Genomic DNA, 14239 nt, shown 5'->3' with positions numbered 1-14239 from the left:
TCCTTAGAGCGGTTCAGTGTTTGTTGGAATCGCCGAACCGCTCTAACTCTTTATTTTCACGCAATTCCCTAGGGAAAGCGCTACGCGCTTTTCCCGGGAAAGCCGCTACGCACTTTTCCTGGAATTGCTCTAGCGGTCGAGCAGCGCCTGCAGGGTTTCTATGCGGTCGGCCTCGTTGGCCGGCTTGTCCCAGCGCAGCCGTGAAATCCTGGGGAAACGCATGGCCACACCCGATTTGTGCCGGGTCGAGCGGTTGAGCCCCTCGAAGGCGACTTCCAGCACCAGGCCATTGTCGCGATCGGCGCGCACCGAGCGCACCGGTCCGAAGCGCTCGACGGTGTTGTCCCTGACATATTTGTCGATCTGCTTCAGCTCCTCGTCGGTGAAGCCGAAATAGGCCTTGCCGACCGGCACCAGTTCCTCCTCGCCCGTGGCTCCGGACCAGACGCCGAACGTGTAGTCGGAATAGAAGCTCGAGCGCTTGCCGTGGCCGCGCTGGGCATACATCAGCACGGCGTCCACCGTGTGTGGATCACGCTTCCATTTGAACCACGGCCCCTTCGGCCGGCCAGCGACATAGGGCGAATCCCAGCGCTTCAGCATCACCCCTTCGATGATCGGATGCGGCGGCGCGCGGCGCAGGTCCTCGAGCGCCTGCCAGTCCGTGAAGTGGACGAAGGGGGAAAGATCGAAGCGGCTGGGGTCGAGCGTCCCGACGAAGGCTTCGAGGCGGCCGCGCCGCTCGCGGAAGGACAGTGGGCGCAGATCCTCCGCGCCGATCTGCAGCAGGTCGTAGCAGCGCATGAAGGCCGGATACTGCTGCTGCATCTTCGGCGTCACCGTCTTGCGGTTCAGCCGCTGCTGCAGGTCCGAGAAGGTGCCCGTCGCCTCTCGCGGATCGCCGACGAGCAATTCGCCATCGAGCGTCGCGGAAAAGTTCATGGCGTCGGCGAGATCTGGAAAGGCGCCCGAGACATCGTCGCCGGTGCGCGAATAGAGCCGGCGGATGCCGCCTTCGGCCACCGCCTGGACGCGAATCCCGTCCCATTTCCATTCCGCCGCATAGTCCAAGGGATCGAGCTTTTCGAGATCGCCGTCGCCGATCGGATTCGACAGCATGACCGGGCGAAACAGCGCCATCGCCGTGTTGCGCGGTTTTTCGGCCTTGCCTTCCAGCCAGGCGAACAGCGCCGTGTAGGGCGGCGATAGCCCATGCCAGAGCTCCTCGATCTCGGCCACGTCGACCTTGCCGAAATCGGCCAGCGCCTGTTTGGCCAGCCGCGCCGAGACGCCGATGCGCAGGCCGCCGGTGACCAGCTTGATGATGGCAAAACGTGCCGAGATGCCGGCGCTGTCGAGCAGCCCCGCCAGCACCTTCGGCCCATCGGAGCGGCTCGCCGCCTGCAGCTTCGCCACAACTTCGCCAAGCGTCGGCTCGCGGTTCGCGATCCCGCCAGGCGTTTGCGGCCAGACCAGCGACACCGTCTCGGCGAGGTCGCCGACATAGTCGTAGGAATAGCCGAACAGCACCGGGTCCATGCGTTCGATGACCAGCGTGCGCAGCATGGCCGGCTTGACCGCGGCAATCTTGGGATCGCCGGTGATGGCGGCCAGCGCCAGGCCGCGATCGGGATCCTCGACGCTGCGGAAATAGTCGGTCAAAAGGGTCAACTTGCCGTTGCGTGATGGCATCAGCACCAGGCGGTCGAGAAGCTCGGCGAAGCGGTTCATGGCTGGACGCACCACGCCAGTAGTGAAAGCCGGCGCGAGGCGCCCCCCTCTGTCCTGCCGGCCATCTCCCCCTCGAGGGGGGAGATCGGATGTCGCGACGGCTTTCGCCAATCTTCAACGCAGAAGCAAGGGCGCAGCCGCCAAAACTGCCAATCTCCCCACTCGAGGGGGAGATGGCCGGCAGGCCAGAGGGGGGCGCCGAAGGGCGCGGCATCGATGGGTGTCATCCTCAGTCGCCCTCGTCCTCATAGCCCACCAGATGCAGTGGCCTGGCCGCTATCCCTTCCAGTTCGCACCAGCGCACCAGCGCTTCCTCTCGGCCGTGCGTGACCCAGATTTCCTCGGCGCCGGTCTGCTTGATGGTGACGATCAGTTCGTCCCAGTCGGCATGATCCGAGATGATGAGCGGCAGTTCGACGCCGCCTTGCTTGGCGCGCTGGCGGATGCGCATCCAACCCGACGCAAAGCACGAGATCGGATCGGGAAAGCGCCGAGCCCAGCGGTCGGCGAAGGCCGATGGCGGGCCGACCACGATGGCCCCGGCGAAATCCTGCTTGCCGCCGCTCTCCACCGTCGCCGGCTCGAGTTCGCCGAGATCGATGCCCTGGCTTTGGTAATACGCGCTGAGCTTGGCCAGCGCGCCATGGATGTAGAGCGGCTTGTCGTAACCGGCGTCGCGTAGCAGCCGCATCACGCGCTGCGCCTTGCCCAGCGCATAGGCGCCGACCAAGTGCGAGCGCTCCGGAAATTGCGCCGCCGATTTCAAGAGGCGGGCGATCTCTTCCGTGTCGGGTGGATGGCGAAACACCGGCAGGCCGAAGGTTGCCTCGGTGATGAAGACGTCGCAGCGGATCGGCTCGAACGGCGCGCAGGTCGCATCCTTCTGCCGCTTGTAGTCGCCGGAGGCGACGATGCGCCTGCCCTGGTGCTCGACAGCAATCTGCGCCGAACCCAGCACATGGCCCGCCGGATGAAAGGTGACATCGACGCCGTCGATGGCAATCGTCTCGCCGAGCATGGCTGCCTGCGTCGTCCCGGCAAAATCCTCGCCATAGCGAAGTCCCATGATATCGAGCGTCTGCTGCGTCGCAAGCACCGAGCCGTGGCCGGAACGAGCATGGTCGGAATGGCCGTGGGTGATCAGCGCCCGGTTCACCGGCCGCACCGGGTCGATGAAGAAATCGCCCGGCGGGCAGTAGAGGCCTTCGGGCCGGGGATGAAGCAGGTCGCTGGCGCGCATGGTCCCAAGATAGGATATAATTCCGCTGCGAGAAGCCCGTTGCCCCAGACTGCTGACTCCCCGGGCAAAGCCAGCTCAATTCGGTTCAGCTTCGGCATGCTTTGCTCTACAGAGATGGCGGCTGGCTACCCTGCCGGTGGAACCATCATCATGAAACCGCTTCAGACCTCGTCGGGCGACCCGAACGCCGATCGCCGTGCAGATTATGCCGAAATGCTCTTTGCCTCAGGCGATCATACTGCTGCGGCCGAGTTGCTGCTCGGTGCGCTGGAACTGGCGCCGCAATGGGCAATGGGCTGGTTTCGGCTCGGCGAGATGCAGGAGGCATCAGGCAGGCTCGACCTGGCGGCGCAAGCCTGGACGACATCGCTGAGACTCGATCCGGCCGATCGCCAGGGCGCGGCCCTCAAATTGCAGCTGATCGGCAAGGGTCCGGTCTCCATGGCGCCGCCCAGTGCCTTTGTCGAAACGCTGTTCGACCACTATGCGGAGACATTCGAGGAGATGCTGGTCGGTAAGCTCGACTACCGGCTGCCCGAGGTACTCGACGCCGCCATCCGCAAGGCAAGGCCGGGCCGCTTCCGCCTTGCGCTCGACCTGGGCTGCGGCACCGGATTGATGGGCGAGAGGCTGAGGCCGATCGTCGACCGGCTGGAGGGGGTCGATATCTCGGCAAGGATGCTGAGGAAGGCGCGGGCAAAAGGTATTTATGACGCGCTGACAAAAGCGGATTTGCAGGACTTTTCCTATTCCGGCGACATGGCCGATCTGGTGATGTCAGCCGACGTGCTGATCTACATCGGCGGGCTCGAAGGTTTTGTGGGAACGGTCGCCGGCCTGCTCGCCGAGGGCGGCCTGTTTGCCTTTTCCGTCGAGAGCTTGGCGGATGGCGGCGACTTCGCGCTGCAGCCGTCGCGGCGCTATGCCCATTCGGAGGGCTATGTTGGACGGACCCTCGAGGCCAATGGCTTTTCAATTGTGGCATTGGAGCCAACCACCATCCGGCAGGATCGCCGCGAGCCCGTCAAAGGCCTGGCCGTCGTGGCACGGAAAGCTCATGCCATGTGAGGGCAGCCCTTTGTACTGCTGCGAAAAAGTCCGATTTGCGTGCGCGACTGATATTTGCGATCTGGTCGCGTCAGGGCGGGATACCAGGAGGAGCACTTCGATGCGCTGGAACATGATGATCTTGGCGTCTTGCCTGGCAACCACCGGCTGCGTCGGCAATTCAGCGTCCGAGCGGCAGGACGCCAACGTAGAGTCCTCGCTGCAATATGACAGCGTGCCATGCGATCAGTTGCTGGCGCAACGCAACGGGCTGGCGCAGCAATACAACCTCCCGACGACCGCCAAGCCGGCCTTCTCCAATCCCGCCATGGGCTTCGGCCCGTTCACGCCCGACATGCGCTCCAAGGCCCAGCGCGACAGCGACAAGGCGTCAGGCGAGATCGATGCCATGAACCGGTCCATCGATCGCCGCGACTGCGGCAAACCGGACAAGCAGAAGAAGTTCGCTCTGCCCGGCTGATGATCCAATCGTCCGTCTAATATCCCGCCTTGCGGTCCACCAGATTGTCGAGCTTCTCGCCGCGCTCGAAAGCGTCCATCTGGCGCAGCATGATCGGCGCCAGGTGCACGGGATCGGAGGTCGCCGCGGCATGCGGCGTCACGAACACTTTCGGATGGCGCCACAGCGGATTGGTCTTCGGCAGCGGCTCGACTTCGAACACGTCGAGGCTGGCTTCCTTCAGCGTGCCGTCATCCAGTGCCCGCACGATGTCGGCGTCCTTCTGCAACCGCCCACGCCCGGCATTGATCAGCACCGAGCCGCCAAGCCCGTTGCGCTTGCGCAACTCCTTCAGCACGCCGTAATTGATGATGCCTTGCGTGTCCGGAGTGAGCGGCAGGAGCACCACCAGAATGTCGGTGGCGTTGAGGAACGGGATCAGGCCCGCTTCGCCGGAATAGGTCGCCACCCCCTTCATCGGCCGGTCGCTCCGCGACCAGCCATTGACCGCGAAGCCGAGCGACAGAAGAACCGAGGCCGCGGCCCGGCCGAGACTGCCGAGACCCATGATGCCGACGGAAATGTCGCCGGCCGGCCTCTGTTGCGGTTCGTGCCAGATCTTCTTCAGCTGCTGCGACCGGTAGAGCAGGCCCTGGCGATGATGGTCGAGCACCCGCCAGACGACGTACTCGGTCATGTACTGCGTCAGGTTATCGGCGACGACCTTGACGATCGGCACGTCGGGCAGGCCGGGATCGGCGAAGATATGGTCGACGCCGGCGCCGATCGAGAAGATGGCGCGCAGATTGGGCAGCGACGACATCAGATTGGGCTTGTGCTTCCACACCACCGCATAGGTGATCGAGGGATCCTTGGCGCCGTCCGGCTCCAGCACCACCTCGCGCTCGGCCGACAACAGGTCGCGCCAGCGCTGCGGATGAAAGCCGGTGACGGCAAGCAGGATACGGCCTTTTTCCATCGCGGTTCGTTCAGTCCTTCCTTGTGCGGATCACTCGCTGACCACGCCTGTCGGCGCCGTCTCGATCTTGAAGGCGGCCGATATCAGCGCCCGAGTATAGTCGGTTTGCGGATTTCCAAAAATCTGTTCGGACGTGCCGGCTTCGACGATCCGGCCGTTGCGCATGACGATGACGTCGTTGGCCAGCGCCCGGATGACCTTGAGGTCATGGCTGATGAAGAGATAGGCGAGGTCGTGCTTGGCCTGCAAATTGCGCAGGAGATCGACGACCTGCGCCTGCACGCTCATGTCGAGCGCCGATGTCGGCTCGTCCAGCATGACGAAGCGCGGGTTGAGAACCATGGCGCGCGCGATGGCGACACGCTGGCGCTGGCCACCGGAAAATTCGTGCGGATAGCGGTTGCGGGTCGCCGGGTCGAGGCCGACTTCCTTCAGCACGGCGGCGACCTTGTCGTCGCGCTCGTCGGGTGACAGTTTCGGCTCGTGGATCTTCAGGCCTTCCTCGATGATCTCGGCGATCGACATGCGCGGGCTGAGCGAACCGAACGGATCCTGAAAGACGATCTGCAGTTCGCGCCTGAGCGGCCGCATGGCGTTGAAGGTGAGCTGGTTGATGTCGCGGCCGTTGAACTGGATGGCTCCGGTCGACGAGATCATGCGCGCCAGCGCCAGGCCGAGCGTCGTCTTGCCCGAACCGGATTCCCCGACCACGCCCAGCGTCTGGCCGGCGCGCACCGTGACATCGATGCCGTCGACCGCCTTCACGTGATCGACGACACGCCGGAAGAAGCCCTGCTTGATCGGAAACCAGACCTTGATGTCCTTGCCGGTCATGACAGGCTTGGCGCCGGCATTGGCGGCCGGCGGCTTGCCTTTCGGCTCGGCGGCCAGAAGGTGGCGCGTATAGGGGTGCTGCGGGTTGGCGAAGATGTCCTTGGTCGGTCCTGTCTCGACGATCTTGCCCTTGGTCATCACGCAGACCCGGTCGGCGATCTTGCGTACGATGCCGAGGTCATGGGTGATGAACAGCATCGACATGCCCTTGCGGCTTTTGAGGCCCGCGAGCAGTTCGAGGATCTGCGCCTGCACGGTGACATCGAGCGCCGTCGTCGGCTCGTCGGCGATCAACAGTTCCGGCTCGTTGGCGAGCGCCATGGCGATCATGACGCGTTGGCGCTGGCCGCCCGAAAGCTGGTGCGGATAGGCGTCGAGCCGTTTCTGTGGATCGCGGATGCCGACCTCGTTGAGCAGGGCCAGCGTCCGCGCCTTGGCCGGACGATCGCCCATGCCCTGATGCAGCTTCAGGATTTCGACGATCTGGTGCTCGATCGTGTGCAACGGATTGAGCGAGGTCATCGGCTCCTGGAAGATCATCGTGATCTTGTTGCCGCGCACCTGCCGCAATTGCTTCTCGCTCATGGCCAGCAGGTCGGCGCCCTGGAACAGGATCTTGCCCGAGGGATGGCTGGCGCTGGGGTAGGGCAGCAGCTTCAGCACCGACAGTGCCGAGACCGATTTGCCGGAGCCGGATTCGCCGACCAGCGCCACCGTCTCGCCCCTGGCGATGTCGAACGAGATGTGGTCGACGGCGACAGACTGGCCGCCGTCCTGGCTGAAGCCGACGCTGAGGTCCTGGACGCTGAGCAAGGTGGTTTCGCTCATTTGAACGTCTTGCGCGGATCGAAGGCGTCGCGCGTGGCCTCGCCGACAAAAACCAGCAGCGACAGCATCAGCGAGATGACGACGAAGCCGGAAATGCCGAGCCAAGGCGCGTTGAGGTTGCGCTGCGCCTGCTTGAGCAGTTCGCCGAGCGAGGCCGAACCCGGCGGCAGGCCGAAGCCGAGATAGTCGAGCGAGGTCAGCGTCGAGATCGAGCCGCTCAGCAAAAAGGGCAGGAACGTCAATGTCGCCACCATCGCATTGGGCAGCAGATGCCGGAACATGATGGTGCGGTTGCGCACGCCGAGCGCGCGCGCCGCGTTGACATATTCGAAGTTGCGGGCGCGCAGGAACTCCGCCCGCACCACGCCGACCAACGCCACCCAGGAGAACAGCAGCATCAGGCCGAGCAGGATGAAGAAGCCCGGCGGCAGGATGGCGGCGACGATGAGCAGCAGATAAAGCACGGGAATGGCCGACCAGATCTCGATGAAGCGCTGGAACAGCAGATCGGTCCAGCCGCCGAAATAGCCCTGCAAGGCACCGGCGCCGACGCCGATCAAGGCCGAGCCCGCGGTCAGGATCAGGCCGAACAGCACTGAAATGCGGAAGCCGTAGATGACGCGCGCCAGCACGTCGCGCGCCTGGTCGTCGGTGCCGAGCCAGTTCCAGTTGCCGACATTGCAGGCCGGGTCATCGGCTCCTTGCGGATACTGGTTGCAGCGCGTCTTGGCGTCATATTCCCAGGACGGCTTGGCGGGTGCTGCTTCCGGGATGGCGTTGTTGACGGTCTGGTAGGAGTAGCGGATAGGCGGCCAGACCATCCAGCCATGGGCGTTGATCTCGTCCTGGATCACCGGGTCGCGGTAGTCCGTGACGGCATAGAAGCCGCCGAATTTTTCTTCCGGGTAGGCGACCATCACCGGGAAAAGGATTTCGCCCTTGTAGGACGCGATGATCGGCTTGTCGTTGGCGATGAACTCGGCAAACAGCGACAAAACGAACAAGACGAGGAAAATCCACAAAGACCAGAAGCCGCGTTTATTAGCCTTGAAATTCTGCAGACGGCGCTTGTTGAGCGGCGACAGGAACGGCCGTGGGAGCCGCTCCGGCAAGACACCGGCGGTAACGCTTGCCTCCGACATCAGACGTCTCTCCGCTCGAAATCGATACGCGGATCGACCCAGGTGTACATCAGGTCGGACAGGAGCCCGATGAACAGGCCGAGAAGCGAGAAGATGTAGAGATTGGCGAACACCACGGGATAGTCGCGCTCGACAACGGACCTGAAGCCGAGCAGGCCGAGGCCATCGAGCGAAAAGATGTTCTCGATCAGCAGCGAGCCGGTGAAGAAGGCCGAGATGAAGGCGCCCGGGAAGCCGGCGATGACGATCAGCATGGCATTGCGGAACACATGGCCGTAAAGCACCTGCCGTTCCGACAGGCCCTTGGCGCGCGCCGTCACCACATACTGCTTGCGGATCTCCTCCAGGAACGAGTTCTTGGTCAAAAGCGTCGTCGTGGCGAAGGCCGACAGCACCAGCGCCGTCAGCGGCAAGGTCATGTGCCAGAAATAGTCGGCGATCTTGGCCGGCCACGACAACTGGTCCCAATTGTCCGAGACGATGCCGCGCAACGGGAACCAGTCCCAGAACGAGCCGCCGGCGAACAGCACCATCAAAAGGATGCCGAACAGGAAGCCCGGAATGGCATAGCCTACGATGACGACGCCGCTGGTCCAGACGTCGAAGGGGGTGCCGTCCTTCACCGCCTTGCGGATGCCGAGCGGGATCGAGATCAGATAGGACAGGAGCGTGATCCAGAGCCCGATCGAAATCGAAACGGGCATCTTCTCGAGGATCAGGTCGAGCACCGAAATATCGCGGAAATAGCTGTTGCCGAAATCGAACCTGGCGTAATTCCACAGCATCATGCCGAAGCGTTCGAGCGGCGGCTTGTCGAAGCCGAACTGCTTCTCCAGCTTCTTGATGAATTCCGGATCGAGGCCCTGGGCGCCGCGATATTTCGAACCGACATCGCCGGCGGCGTCGAAATTGGAGCCGCCGGCGTCACCGCCACCACCGCCGAGGCGGTCGCTGCCGCCCTGGTTGGTCAGCTTGGCGATGACCTGCTCGACCGGGCCGCCAGGCGCGAACTGGATGACGGCGAAGGAGATCGCCATGATGCCGAACAGGGTCGGGATCATCAAAAGGATACGGCGCAGTATATAGGCGCCCATCAGATGGTATCCTCCTCAAGGAGAGCCACCGTGTCCGGCGGCACCCCCAAGGCAGTCGCCTCAGTCCAATTGTCGACGCTGGCGCCGCCCCTCATTGTCCTGCCGGACATTTCTCCCCGTATAGTGACGGGGAGAAAGGCCGCAGCCTCGGCGCTCTTATCGCGACGTTTGCTGTTGGCGAAATCACCGATGAGAGCGCCCTTCTCCCTGTCACTATACGGGGAGAGGATGCCGGCAGGCAGGTGAGGGGCAGCGCCAACACCCGCAAGAAATTCAGCCTTTGCCAATTTTTGCCGCCTTGCCCTTGTCGAACCACCACAGCGTCTCGACCGGAAAGCCGAAATCGGGCTTTTGCTCGACAAAGCCGAACATGTCCCAATAGGCGACGCGGTGATTCGCCAGATAGTATGTTGGTATCCAGTCTAGCCGCGCGCGCAAGACCCGGTCGAGCGCCCTGAGCGCGGTGACCAGTTCTACGCGGCTTTGTGCCTTGCCGGCCGCCACGATCAGCGCATCGATGGCCTTGCTTTTCGTACCCGGATAATTGCGCTGCCCCGGTATGTCAGCCATCCGGGAATCATAGAGCATTTCCAGCCCGTCATCGGTCGGTGTCGCTCCGATCGACCAATGCAGCATGTCGAGATCGAAGTCGAAATCGCTCTGCCGCTGTTCATATTGCGCTGAATCGACTTGCCGGATCGATGCGTCGATTCCGATCGCCTTCATATTCTCGGACCACGGGGTGTAGATGCGAACGATGCCGTCATCCTCCGCCAGCATTTCAACCCGCAGCCGCTCACCCTTGTCGTTGACGAGGAAACTGCCGGCACGTTTCCAACCGGCCTGCGCAAGCAATCGCGAAGCCTCGCCCAGCTGCTTGCGGTCATGGCCCGAACCGTCGGAGAGGGGCTGCGTCACCGCTTCACCAAAGACTTCTGGCGGCAACTCGGCCCTGAACGGCTCCAGCAGGGCCAATTCCTCGGGCGAGGGCGGCCCTTCTGCCTTGTAATCCGACCGTTCGAAATTCGACTGAGCACGTTCGTAGGAGCCGTAAAACAGAGCCCGCTTCATCCATTCGAAATCGAAGCATCTGGCGATCGCCCGTCGCACCCGTTCGTCGCGAAATTGCGGACGACGCTGGTTCAGAGCGACGCCCTGCATGTCCGGCGTCTTCTCGCCGGGAAATTCCCGTTTGACGACCTTGCCGTCCTTCAACGCTGGAAAGTCGTATCCGGTCGCCCATACGCGCGCGGTGAATTCCTCGCGAAAATGCGTGTCGCCTTTTTTGAACGCTTCGAAGGCCGCCTGCCGGTCGAGGTAGAAATCGATGCGGATGCGGTCGAAATTGTACAGGCCGCGGTTCACAGGGAGATCGCGGCCCCAATAGTCGGCCACGCGCTCATATTCGACAGTCTGTCCGGCCGCCACGCGCCCAATCTTGTAAGGCCCGGAGCCGAGCGGCGGTGTCATCGTCGAGGCGTCGAATTTATTGGCCGTATAAAAGGCCTTGGACACGATCGGCATTACCACGACCGCCAGGATGTTTTGCGCCGACTGCTCGCCATTGAAGGTCAGCTCGAGCGTGGTCGGATCGACCGCGACCGCTTCCGTCATATGCCGCAGTGCCTTGGAAAGGTTCGGGTGACCTTGGTCCTTGTAAAGCTTCAGCGCGAAGGCGACGTCCTCTGCGGTCAGCGGCGAGCCGTCGTGGAAACGCGCTTGCGGCCGAAGCACGAAGCGGAAGCCGTTGCGGTCTTGCGACAGCGTGACGGACTCGGCAAGCAGGCCGTAGACCGCATCCGGCTCATCGAGGGCGCTTGTCATCAGGGAATCGAAGCAGAGTTCGGCGCGCGGCGGCGCCTCCCCCTTCAACACCAGGAAATTCAGCGTGTTGAAAGTCAGGAAGCTCTGATTGAGGGTTGCGTTGGGCGGCGCGAAATTCATCTGGCCGCCCTTGGGCGCGTCAGGATTGACATAGTCGAAATGCGGGAAATCAGGCTTGTATTTGAGGTCGCCGTAGGCGGACAGACCGTGCAGCTTGGTCCCGGTCGCAATGCTTGCGAAGGCTTTGCCCGGCATCAGGGCGGCGGCAGCGGCGGCGCCGCCCAAAGCCAGGAAATCGCGGCGGGGTAGCACCGCCATCAATTGCCGCCCTTGTATCTGGCCGCCAGCGCTTTTTCCTTGTCGAGATCGACCCACCAGGAATCGATGTCAACGCCCACATAGGCAGGCTGCTTGTCGGGGAACTTGAACTTGTTCCAATAGGCCAGCCAGACCGCGGAACGGTAATATTGCGGCACCACGTAGAAGTTCCACAGCAGGACGCGGTCGAGCGCATGGGTGGCGGCGACCAGATCATCGCGGTCGGTGGCAAAGATGATGCGATCGACCAGCGCGTCGACGATTGGATTCTTGATGCCCATCAGGTTGCGCGAACCAGGCGCATCGGCGGCTTTCGAGCTCCAGAAATCGCGCTGCTCGTTGCCGGGCGAATCCGACTGGCCGAACAGACCCGTCACGACATCGAAATCGAAGTTGTTGACGCGGTTGATGTACTGCGTCTGATCGATGATGCGCAGAGTAGCGTCGACGCCGATCTTGCGCAGGTTGGCAATGTAGGGGCTGGCGATCACCTGGTCTGTGTCGTTCCACCCGAGGATCTCGAACTTGAACGGTGCGCCTGTCTTGGCGTTGACCATCTTGCCGCCCTTGATGACCCATCCGGCCTTTGCGAACAGATCGACGGCCTGCTTTAGGTACTTTCGCTCCGCTTGCGGAGAGTCGTAGACAGGCAGCTTGAATTCCTGTGTGAAGAGTTCCGGCGGCAGCTTGTCGCGATATTTTTCCAGGATCTCCAGTTCCTTGCCTTGCGGCAATCCACTGGACGCCAGTTCGGTGCCCTGGAAATAGCTCGATGTGCGGGTATTGAAACCGAAGAACAACGTACGATTCATGCTTTCGAAATCGAACGGCATGGTCAGTGCCTCACGCACCAGCCGGTCCTGGAACAGCGGCCGCCGCTGGTTGAGAACGAAGCCCTGCATCGGCTGCGGCGACTGGGTCTGGAAGTCCTTCTTGATGACATCACCGGCTTGGACAGCCGGAAAATTGTAGGCCGTCGCCCATTTACGCGAGCTGTTTTCGCGGTGGATGTCTTCCAGCCCGCCCTTGGTGAAGGCCAGCCAGGCGGCATTGTCGTCGAGGATGTAGGTGTATCGGCGCGTATCGAAATTCTCGCGGCCGACCTTCACCGGTAGTTTGGCAGCCCAATAGTCCGGCACGCGCTGCCAGATGATTTCGGAGCCAGGCTTGAAGCTGGCGATCTTGTAGGCAGCCGAGCCGAGTGGAATTTCCAGCGTCGACTTGGTGATGTCGCGCTTCTTGCCGTTGGCATCGGTACCCTCCCACCAGTGCTTCGGCAGCACGGCAAGATCGCCCATGATCTTGGGCAGTTCGCGGTTGCCCTTCTGGTTGAAGTGGAATTCGACCTCGCGGTCGGAAACCGCCACCGCATCGGTGACATTCTCGAAATAGCGGTTGTATTGCGGGCTGTTCGCCTTCAGCACCTGGAACGACCAGATCACGTCGTCGACGGTGATCGGCTGGCCGTCATGCCATTTGGCGCGCGGATCGAGCCGGTAGGTCGCCGAGGAGTAGTCGGCCGGATATTTATAGGCGTCGGCGATCAGCGGATGGCTGACGCTGCCCTCATCGGTCGCCTGCTCCATCAGGGTGTCGTAGAGCAGGCCGCCGCCGAATCCGACGAGACCTGCCGCCGGCGTTCCCTGGACGATGTAGGGGTTGAAACTATCGAAGGTGCCGAGCACCACTGAATTCAGTGTGCCGCCCTTGGGCGCGTTCGGGTTGACGTAGTCGTAGTGCTGGAAATTGTCGCCGTATTTGGAGTCGCCGATCAGCGATGAGGTGGTGCGCCACTCGTCGGCCAGGGTCGTCTGCAACCCCGCCGCCAGCAGGGCCGCCGCCAGCAACGACATGAGAAGCGTTCGGCCAACCGTCATGCACTATCCTCTTCGCCATGCCTGCGGATCATCCAGACGCAATCTAGATGATTTGGCGCTCGTGAAAACCGCCATGCGCGGCTTTGTCGCCGCATCGGAGCTTTTCCTAACGAAAAAGCCGGGCAGAACCCGGCTTTTTCAAGATGATCACCGCATTTCCGGTTATTTTGCCGGTGCGGCCGGCGCAGGCGCGGCGGGAGCCGCGGGTTTGGCCGGTGCGGCGCCGTCAGCCGGTTTCGCCGGAGCGGCCCCATCGGCCGGCTTGGCGGGCGCGGAGGCGTCCGCGGCGGCACCCGGTGCCGGCAGCGGCTTGGGGTTGTCCGACAGCGTGCGCAGATAAGCGATGACGTTGGCGCGATCTTCTTCCTTGGGCAGGCCGGCAAAGCCCATCGCCGTGCCCTTCACGAATTTCTTCGGCGAGGTGATGAAGTGGTTGATGTTGTCATAGGTCCACTTCTCGGTGCCGCCCTTGGAGAATTCCTTCATGCCGGCCGAATAGGCGAAGCCTTCATGCTCGGCGACCGGGCGGTCGACGAGGTCCCAGAGATCCGGACCGACCTTGTTAGGGCCGCCCTTTTCGCCGGAATGGCAGGCCTGGCACTTCTTGAAGATGGCAGCGCCCTTTTCGACGCTGGCGCTGGCCAGGAGGTCGGCGATCGGCTTTTCGGCTGCTGCCGGAGCGGCGGGGCCACCTTCGGCGGGCTCCGCGGCCTCGATGGCGAAGCCGGGCTTTTCCGGGGCCGGCGAGGCAAACAGCGCGTCCGATACCAGCCCGACCGAGAAGACGACGAAAACGGTTCCGAGCAATCCGGCGAGCAGTTTGTTGACTTCGTTGGAATCCATTCGCCCCTTGCTCCCTTTTCCG

At 62.8% G+C, this 14239-nt stretch carries 12 protein-coding genes; 2 read left to right on the top strand and 10 right to left on the bottom strand.

The features are described from left to right. Positions 1 to 129: 129 nt before the first annotated feature. Together LB536_RS16190 and LB536_RS16185 are read right to left on the bottom strand one after the other, a co-directional pair. Complete coding sequence (locus LB536_RS16190) at positions 130 to 1731, bottom strand: cisplatin damage response ATP-dependent DNA ligase (protein WP_224594238.1); 1602 nt, start codon at positions 1729 to 1731, stop codon at positions 130 to 132. A gap of 229 nt (positions 1732 to 1960) precedes the next feature. Then, positions 1961 to 2971, bottom strand: coding sequence for a ligase-associated DNA damage response exonuclease (locus LB536_RS16185; RefSeq protein WP_140757927.1), 1011 nt, complete (start codon positions 2969 to 2971; stop codon positions 1961 to 1963). A gap of 150 nt (positions 2972 to 3121) precedes the next feature. Here LB536_RS16185 and LB536_RS16180 point away from each other — a divergent pair, with 150 nt between their 5' ends. After that, positions 3122 to 4039 carry a class I SAM-dependent DNA methyltransferase gene (locus LB536_RS16180; protein ID WP_224594235.1) on the top strand — a complete coding sequence of 306 codons (918 nt, stop codon included), beginning with the start codon at positions 3122 to 3124 and terminating at the stop codon, positions 4037 to 4039. A gap of 100 nt (positions 4040 to 4139) precedes the next feature. Next, on the top strand, positions 4140 to 4499 hold the full coding sequence (locus LB536_RS16175; protein ID WP_224594234.1) for a hypothetical protein: 360 nt from the start codon (positions 4140 to 4142) through the stop codon (positions 4497 to 4499). Between the two features lie 16 nt (positions 4500 to 4515). Here LB536_RS16175 and LB536_RS16170 read toward each other — a convergent pair whose 3' ends face one another. From LB536_RS16170 to LB536_RS16135, 8 genes are all read right to left on the bottom strand, one after another. Further along, complete coding sequence (locus LB536_RS16170; RefSeq protein ID WP_140757923.1) at positions 4516 to 5457, bottom strand: 2-hydroxyacid dehydrogenase; 942 nt, start codon at positions 5455 to 5457, stop codon at positions 4516 to 4518. 30 nt (positions 5458 to 5487) lie between these two features. After that, the gene (locus LB536_RS16165; RefSeq protein ID WP_224594233.1) at positions 5488 to 7119 is read right to left on the bottom strand and encodes an ABC transporter ATP-binding protein; all 1632 of its coding nucleotides are present in this window, start codon (positions 7117 to 7119) and stop codon (positions 5488 to 5490) included. Next, positions 7116 to 8261 (bottom strand): ABC transporter permease, encoded by a 1146-nt coding sequence (locus tag LB536_RS16160; RefSeq protein ID WP_224594231.1) that lies wholly within the window; start codon positions 8259 to 8261, stop codon positions 7116 to 7118. The genes LB536_RS16165 and LB536_RS16160 overlap by 4 nt, the downstream gene beginning before the upstream one ends. Next, positions 8261 to 9355, bottom strand: coding sequence for a microcin C ABC transporter permease YejB (locus LB536_RS16155; protein WP_140757920.1), 1095 nt, complete (start codon positions 9353 to 9355; stop codon positions 8261 to 8263). Before LB536_RS16155 ends, LB536_RS16160 begins: the two co-directional genes overlap by 1 nt. Next, positions 9355 to 9642, bottom strand: coding sequence for a hypothetical protein (locus tag LB536_RS16150; RefSeq protein ID WP_224594228.1), 288 nt, complete (start codon positions 9640 to 9642; stop codon positions 9355 to 9357). The genes LB536_RS16155 and LB536_RS16150 overlap by 1 nt, the downstream gene beginning before the upstream one ends. Then, positions 9629 to 11497, bottom strand: coding sequence for an extracellular solute-binding protein (locus LB536_RS16145; protein ID WP_224594226.1), 1869 nt, complete (start codon positions 11495 to 11497; stop codon positions 9629 to 9631). The genes LB536_RS16150 and LB536_RS16145 overlap by 14 nt, the downstream gene beginning before the upstream one ends. Beyond that, positions 11497 to 13374: an extracellular solute-binding protein gene (locus LB536_RS16140; RefSeq protein ID WP_224594224.1), complete on the bottom strand. Its 1878-nt coding sequence runs from the start codon at positions 13372 to 13374 to the stop codon at positions 11497 to 11499. The genes LB536_RS16145 and LB536_RS16140 overlap by 1 nt, the downstream gene beginning before the upstream one ends. Before the next feature lie 162 nt (positions 13375 to 13536). After that, positions 13537 to 14217, bottom strand: coding sequence for a c-type cytochrome (locus LB536_RS16135; protein ID WP_140757917.1), 681 nt, complete (start codon positions 14215 to 14217; stop codon positions 13537 to 13539). Positions 14218 to 14239: the final 22 nt, after the last annotated feature.

This window comes from Mesorhizobium sp. ES1-3 (assembly GCF_020164795.1).
Lineage (GTDB): Bacteria > Pseudomonadota > Alphaproteobacteria > Rhizobiales > Rhizobiaceae > Mesorhizobium.
Note: the sequence above shows the minus strand (reverse complement) of the source record. Positions and strands in the feature narration are given on the sequence as shown.

Bases quoted from the DNA above. Each gene is read 5' to 3' on its own strand.
- LB536_RS16190 (WP_224594238.1), bottom strand. From the start codon at position 1,731: ATGAACCGCTTCGCCGAGCTTCTCGACCGCCTGGTGCTGATGCCATCA.
- LB536_RS16185 (WP_140757927.1), bottom strand. From the start codon at position 2,971: ATGCGCGCCAGCGACCTGCTTCATCCCCGGCCCGAAGGCCTCTACTGC.
- LB536_RS16180 (WP_224594235.1), top strand. From the start codon at position 3,122: ATGAAACCGCTTCAGACCTCGTCGGGCGACCCGAACGCCGATCGCCGT.
- LB536_RS16175 (WP_224594234.1), top strand. From the start codon at position 4,140: ATGCGCTGGAACATGATGATCTTGGCGTCTTGCCTGGCAACCACCGGC.
- LB536_RS16170 (WP_140757923.1), bottom strand. From the start codon at position 5,457: ATGGAAAAAGGCCGTATCCTGCTTGCCGTCACCGGCTTTCATCCGCAG.
- LB536_RS16165 (WP_224594233.1), bottom strand. From the start codon at position 7,119: ATGAGCGAAACCACCTTGCTCAGCGTCCAGGACCTCAGCGTCGGCTTC.
- LB536_RS16160 (WP_224594231.1), bottom strand. From the start codon at position 8,261: ATGTCGGAGGCAAGCGTTACCGCCGGTGTCTTGCCGGAGCGGCTCCCA.
- LB536_RS16155 (WP_140757920.1), bottom strand. From the start codon at position 9,355: ATGGGCGCCTATATACTGCGCCGTATCCTTTTGATGATCCCGACCCTG.
- LB536_RS16145 (WP_224594226.1), bottom strand. From the start codon at position 11,497: ATGGCGGTGCTACCCCGCCGCGATTTCCTGGCTTTGGGCGGCGCCGCC.
- LB536_RS16140 (WP_224594224.1), bottom strand. From the start codon at position 13,374: ATGACGGTTGGCCGAACGCTTCTCATGTCGTTGCTGGCGGCGGCCCTG.
- LB536_RS16135 (WP_140757917.1), bottom strand. From the start codon at position 14,217: ATGGATTCCAACGAAGTCAACAAACTGCTCGCCGGATTGCTCGGAACC.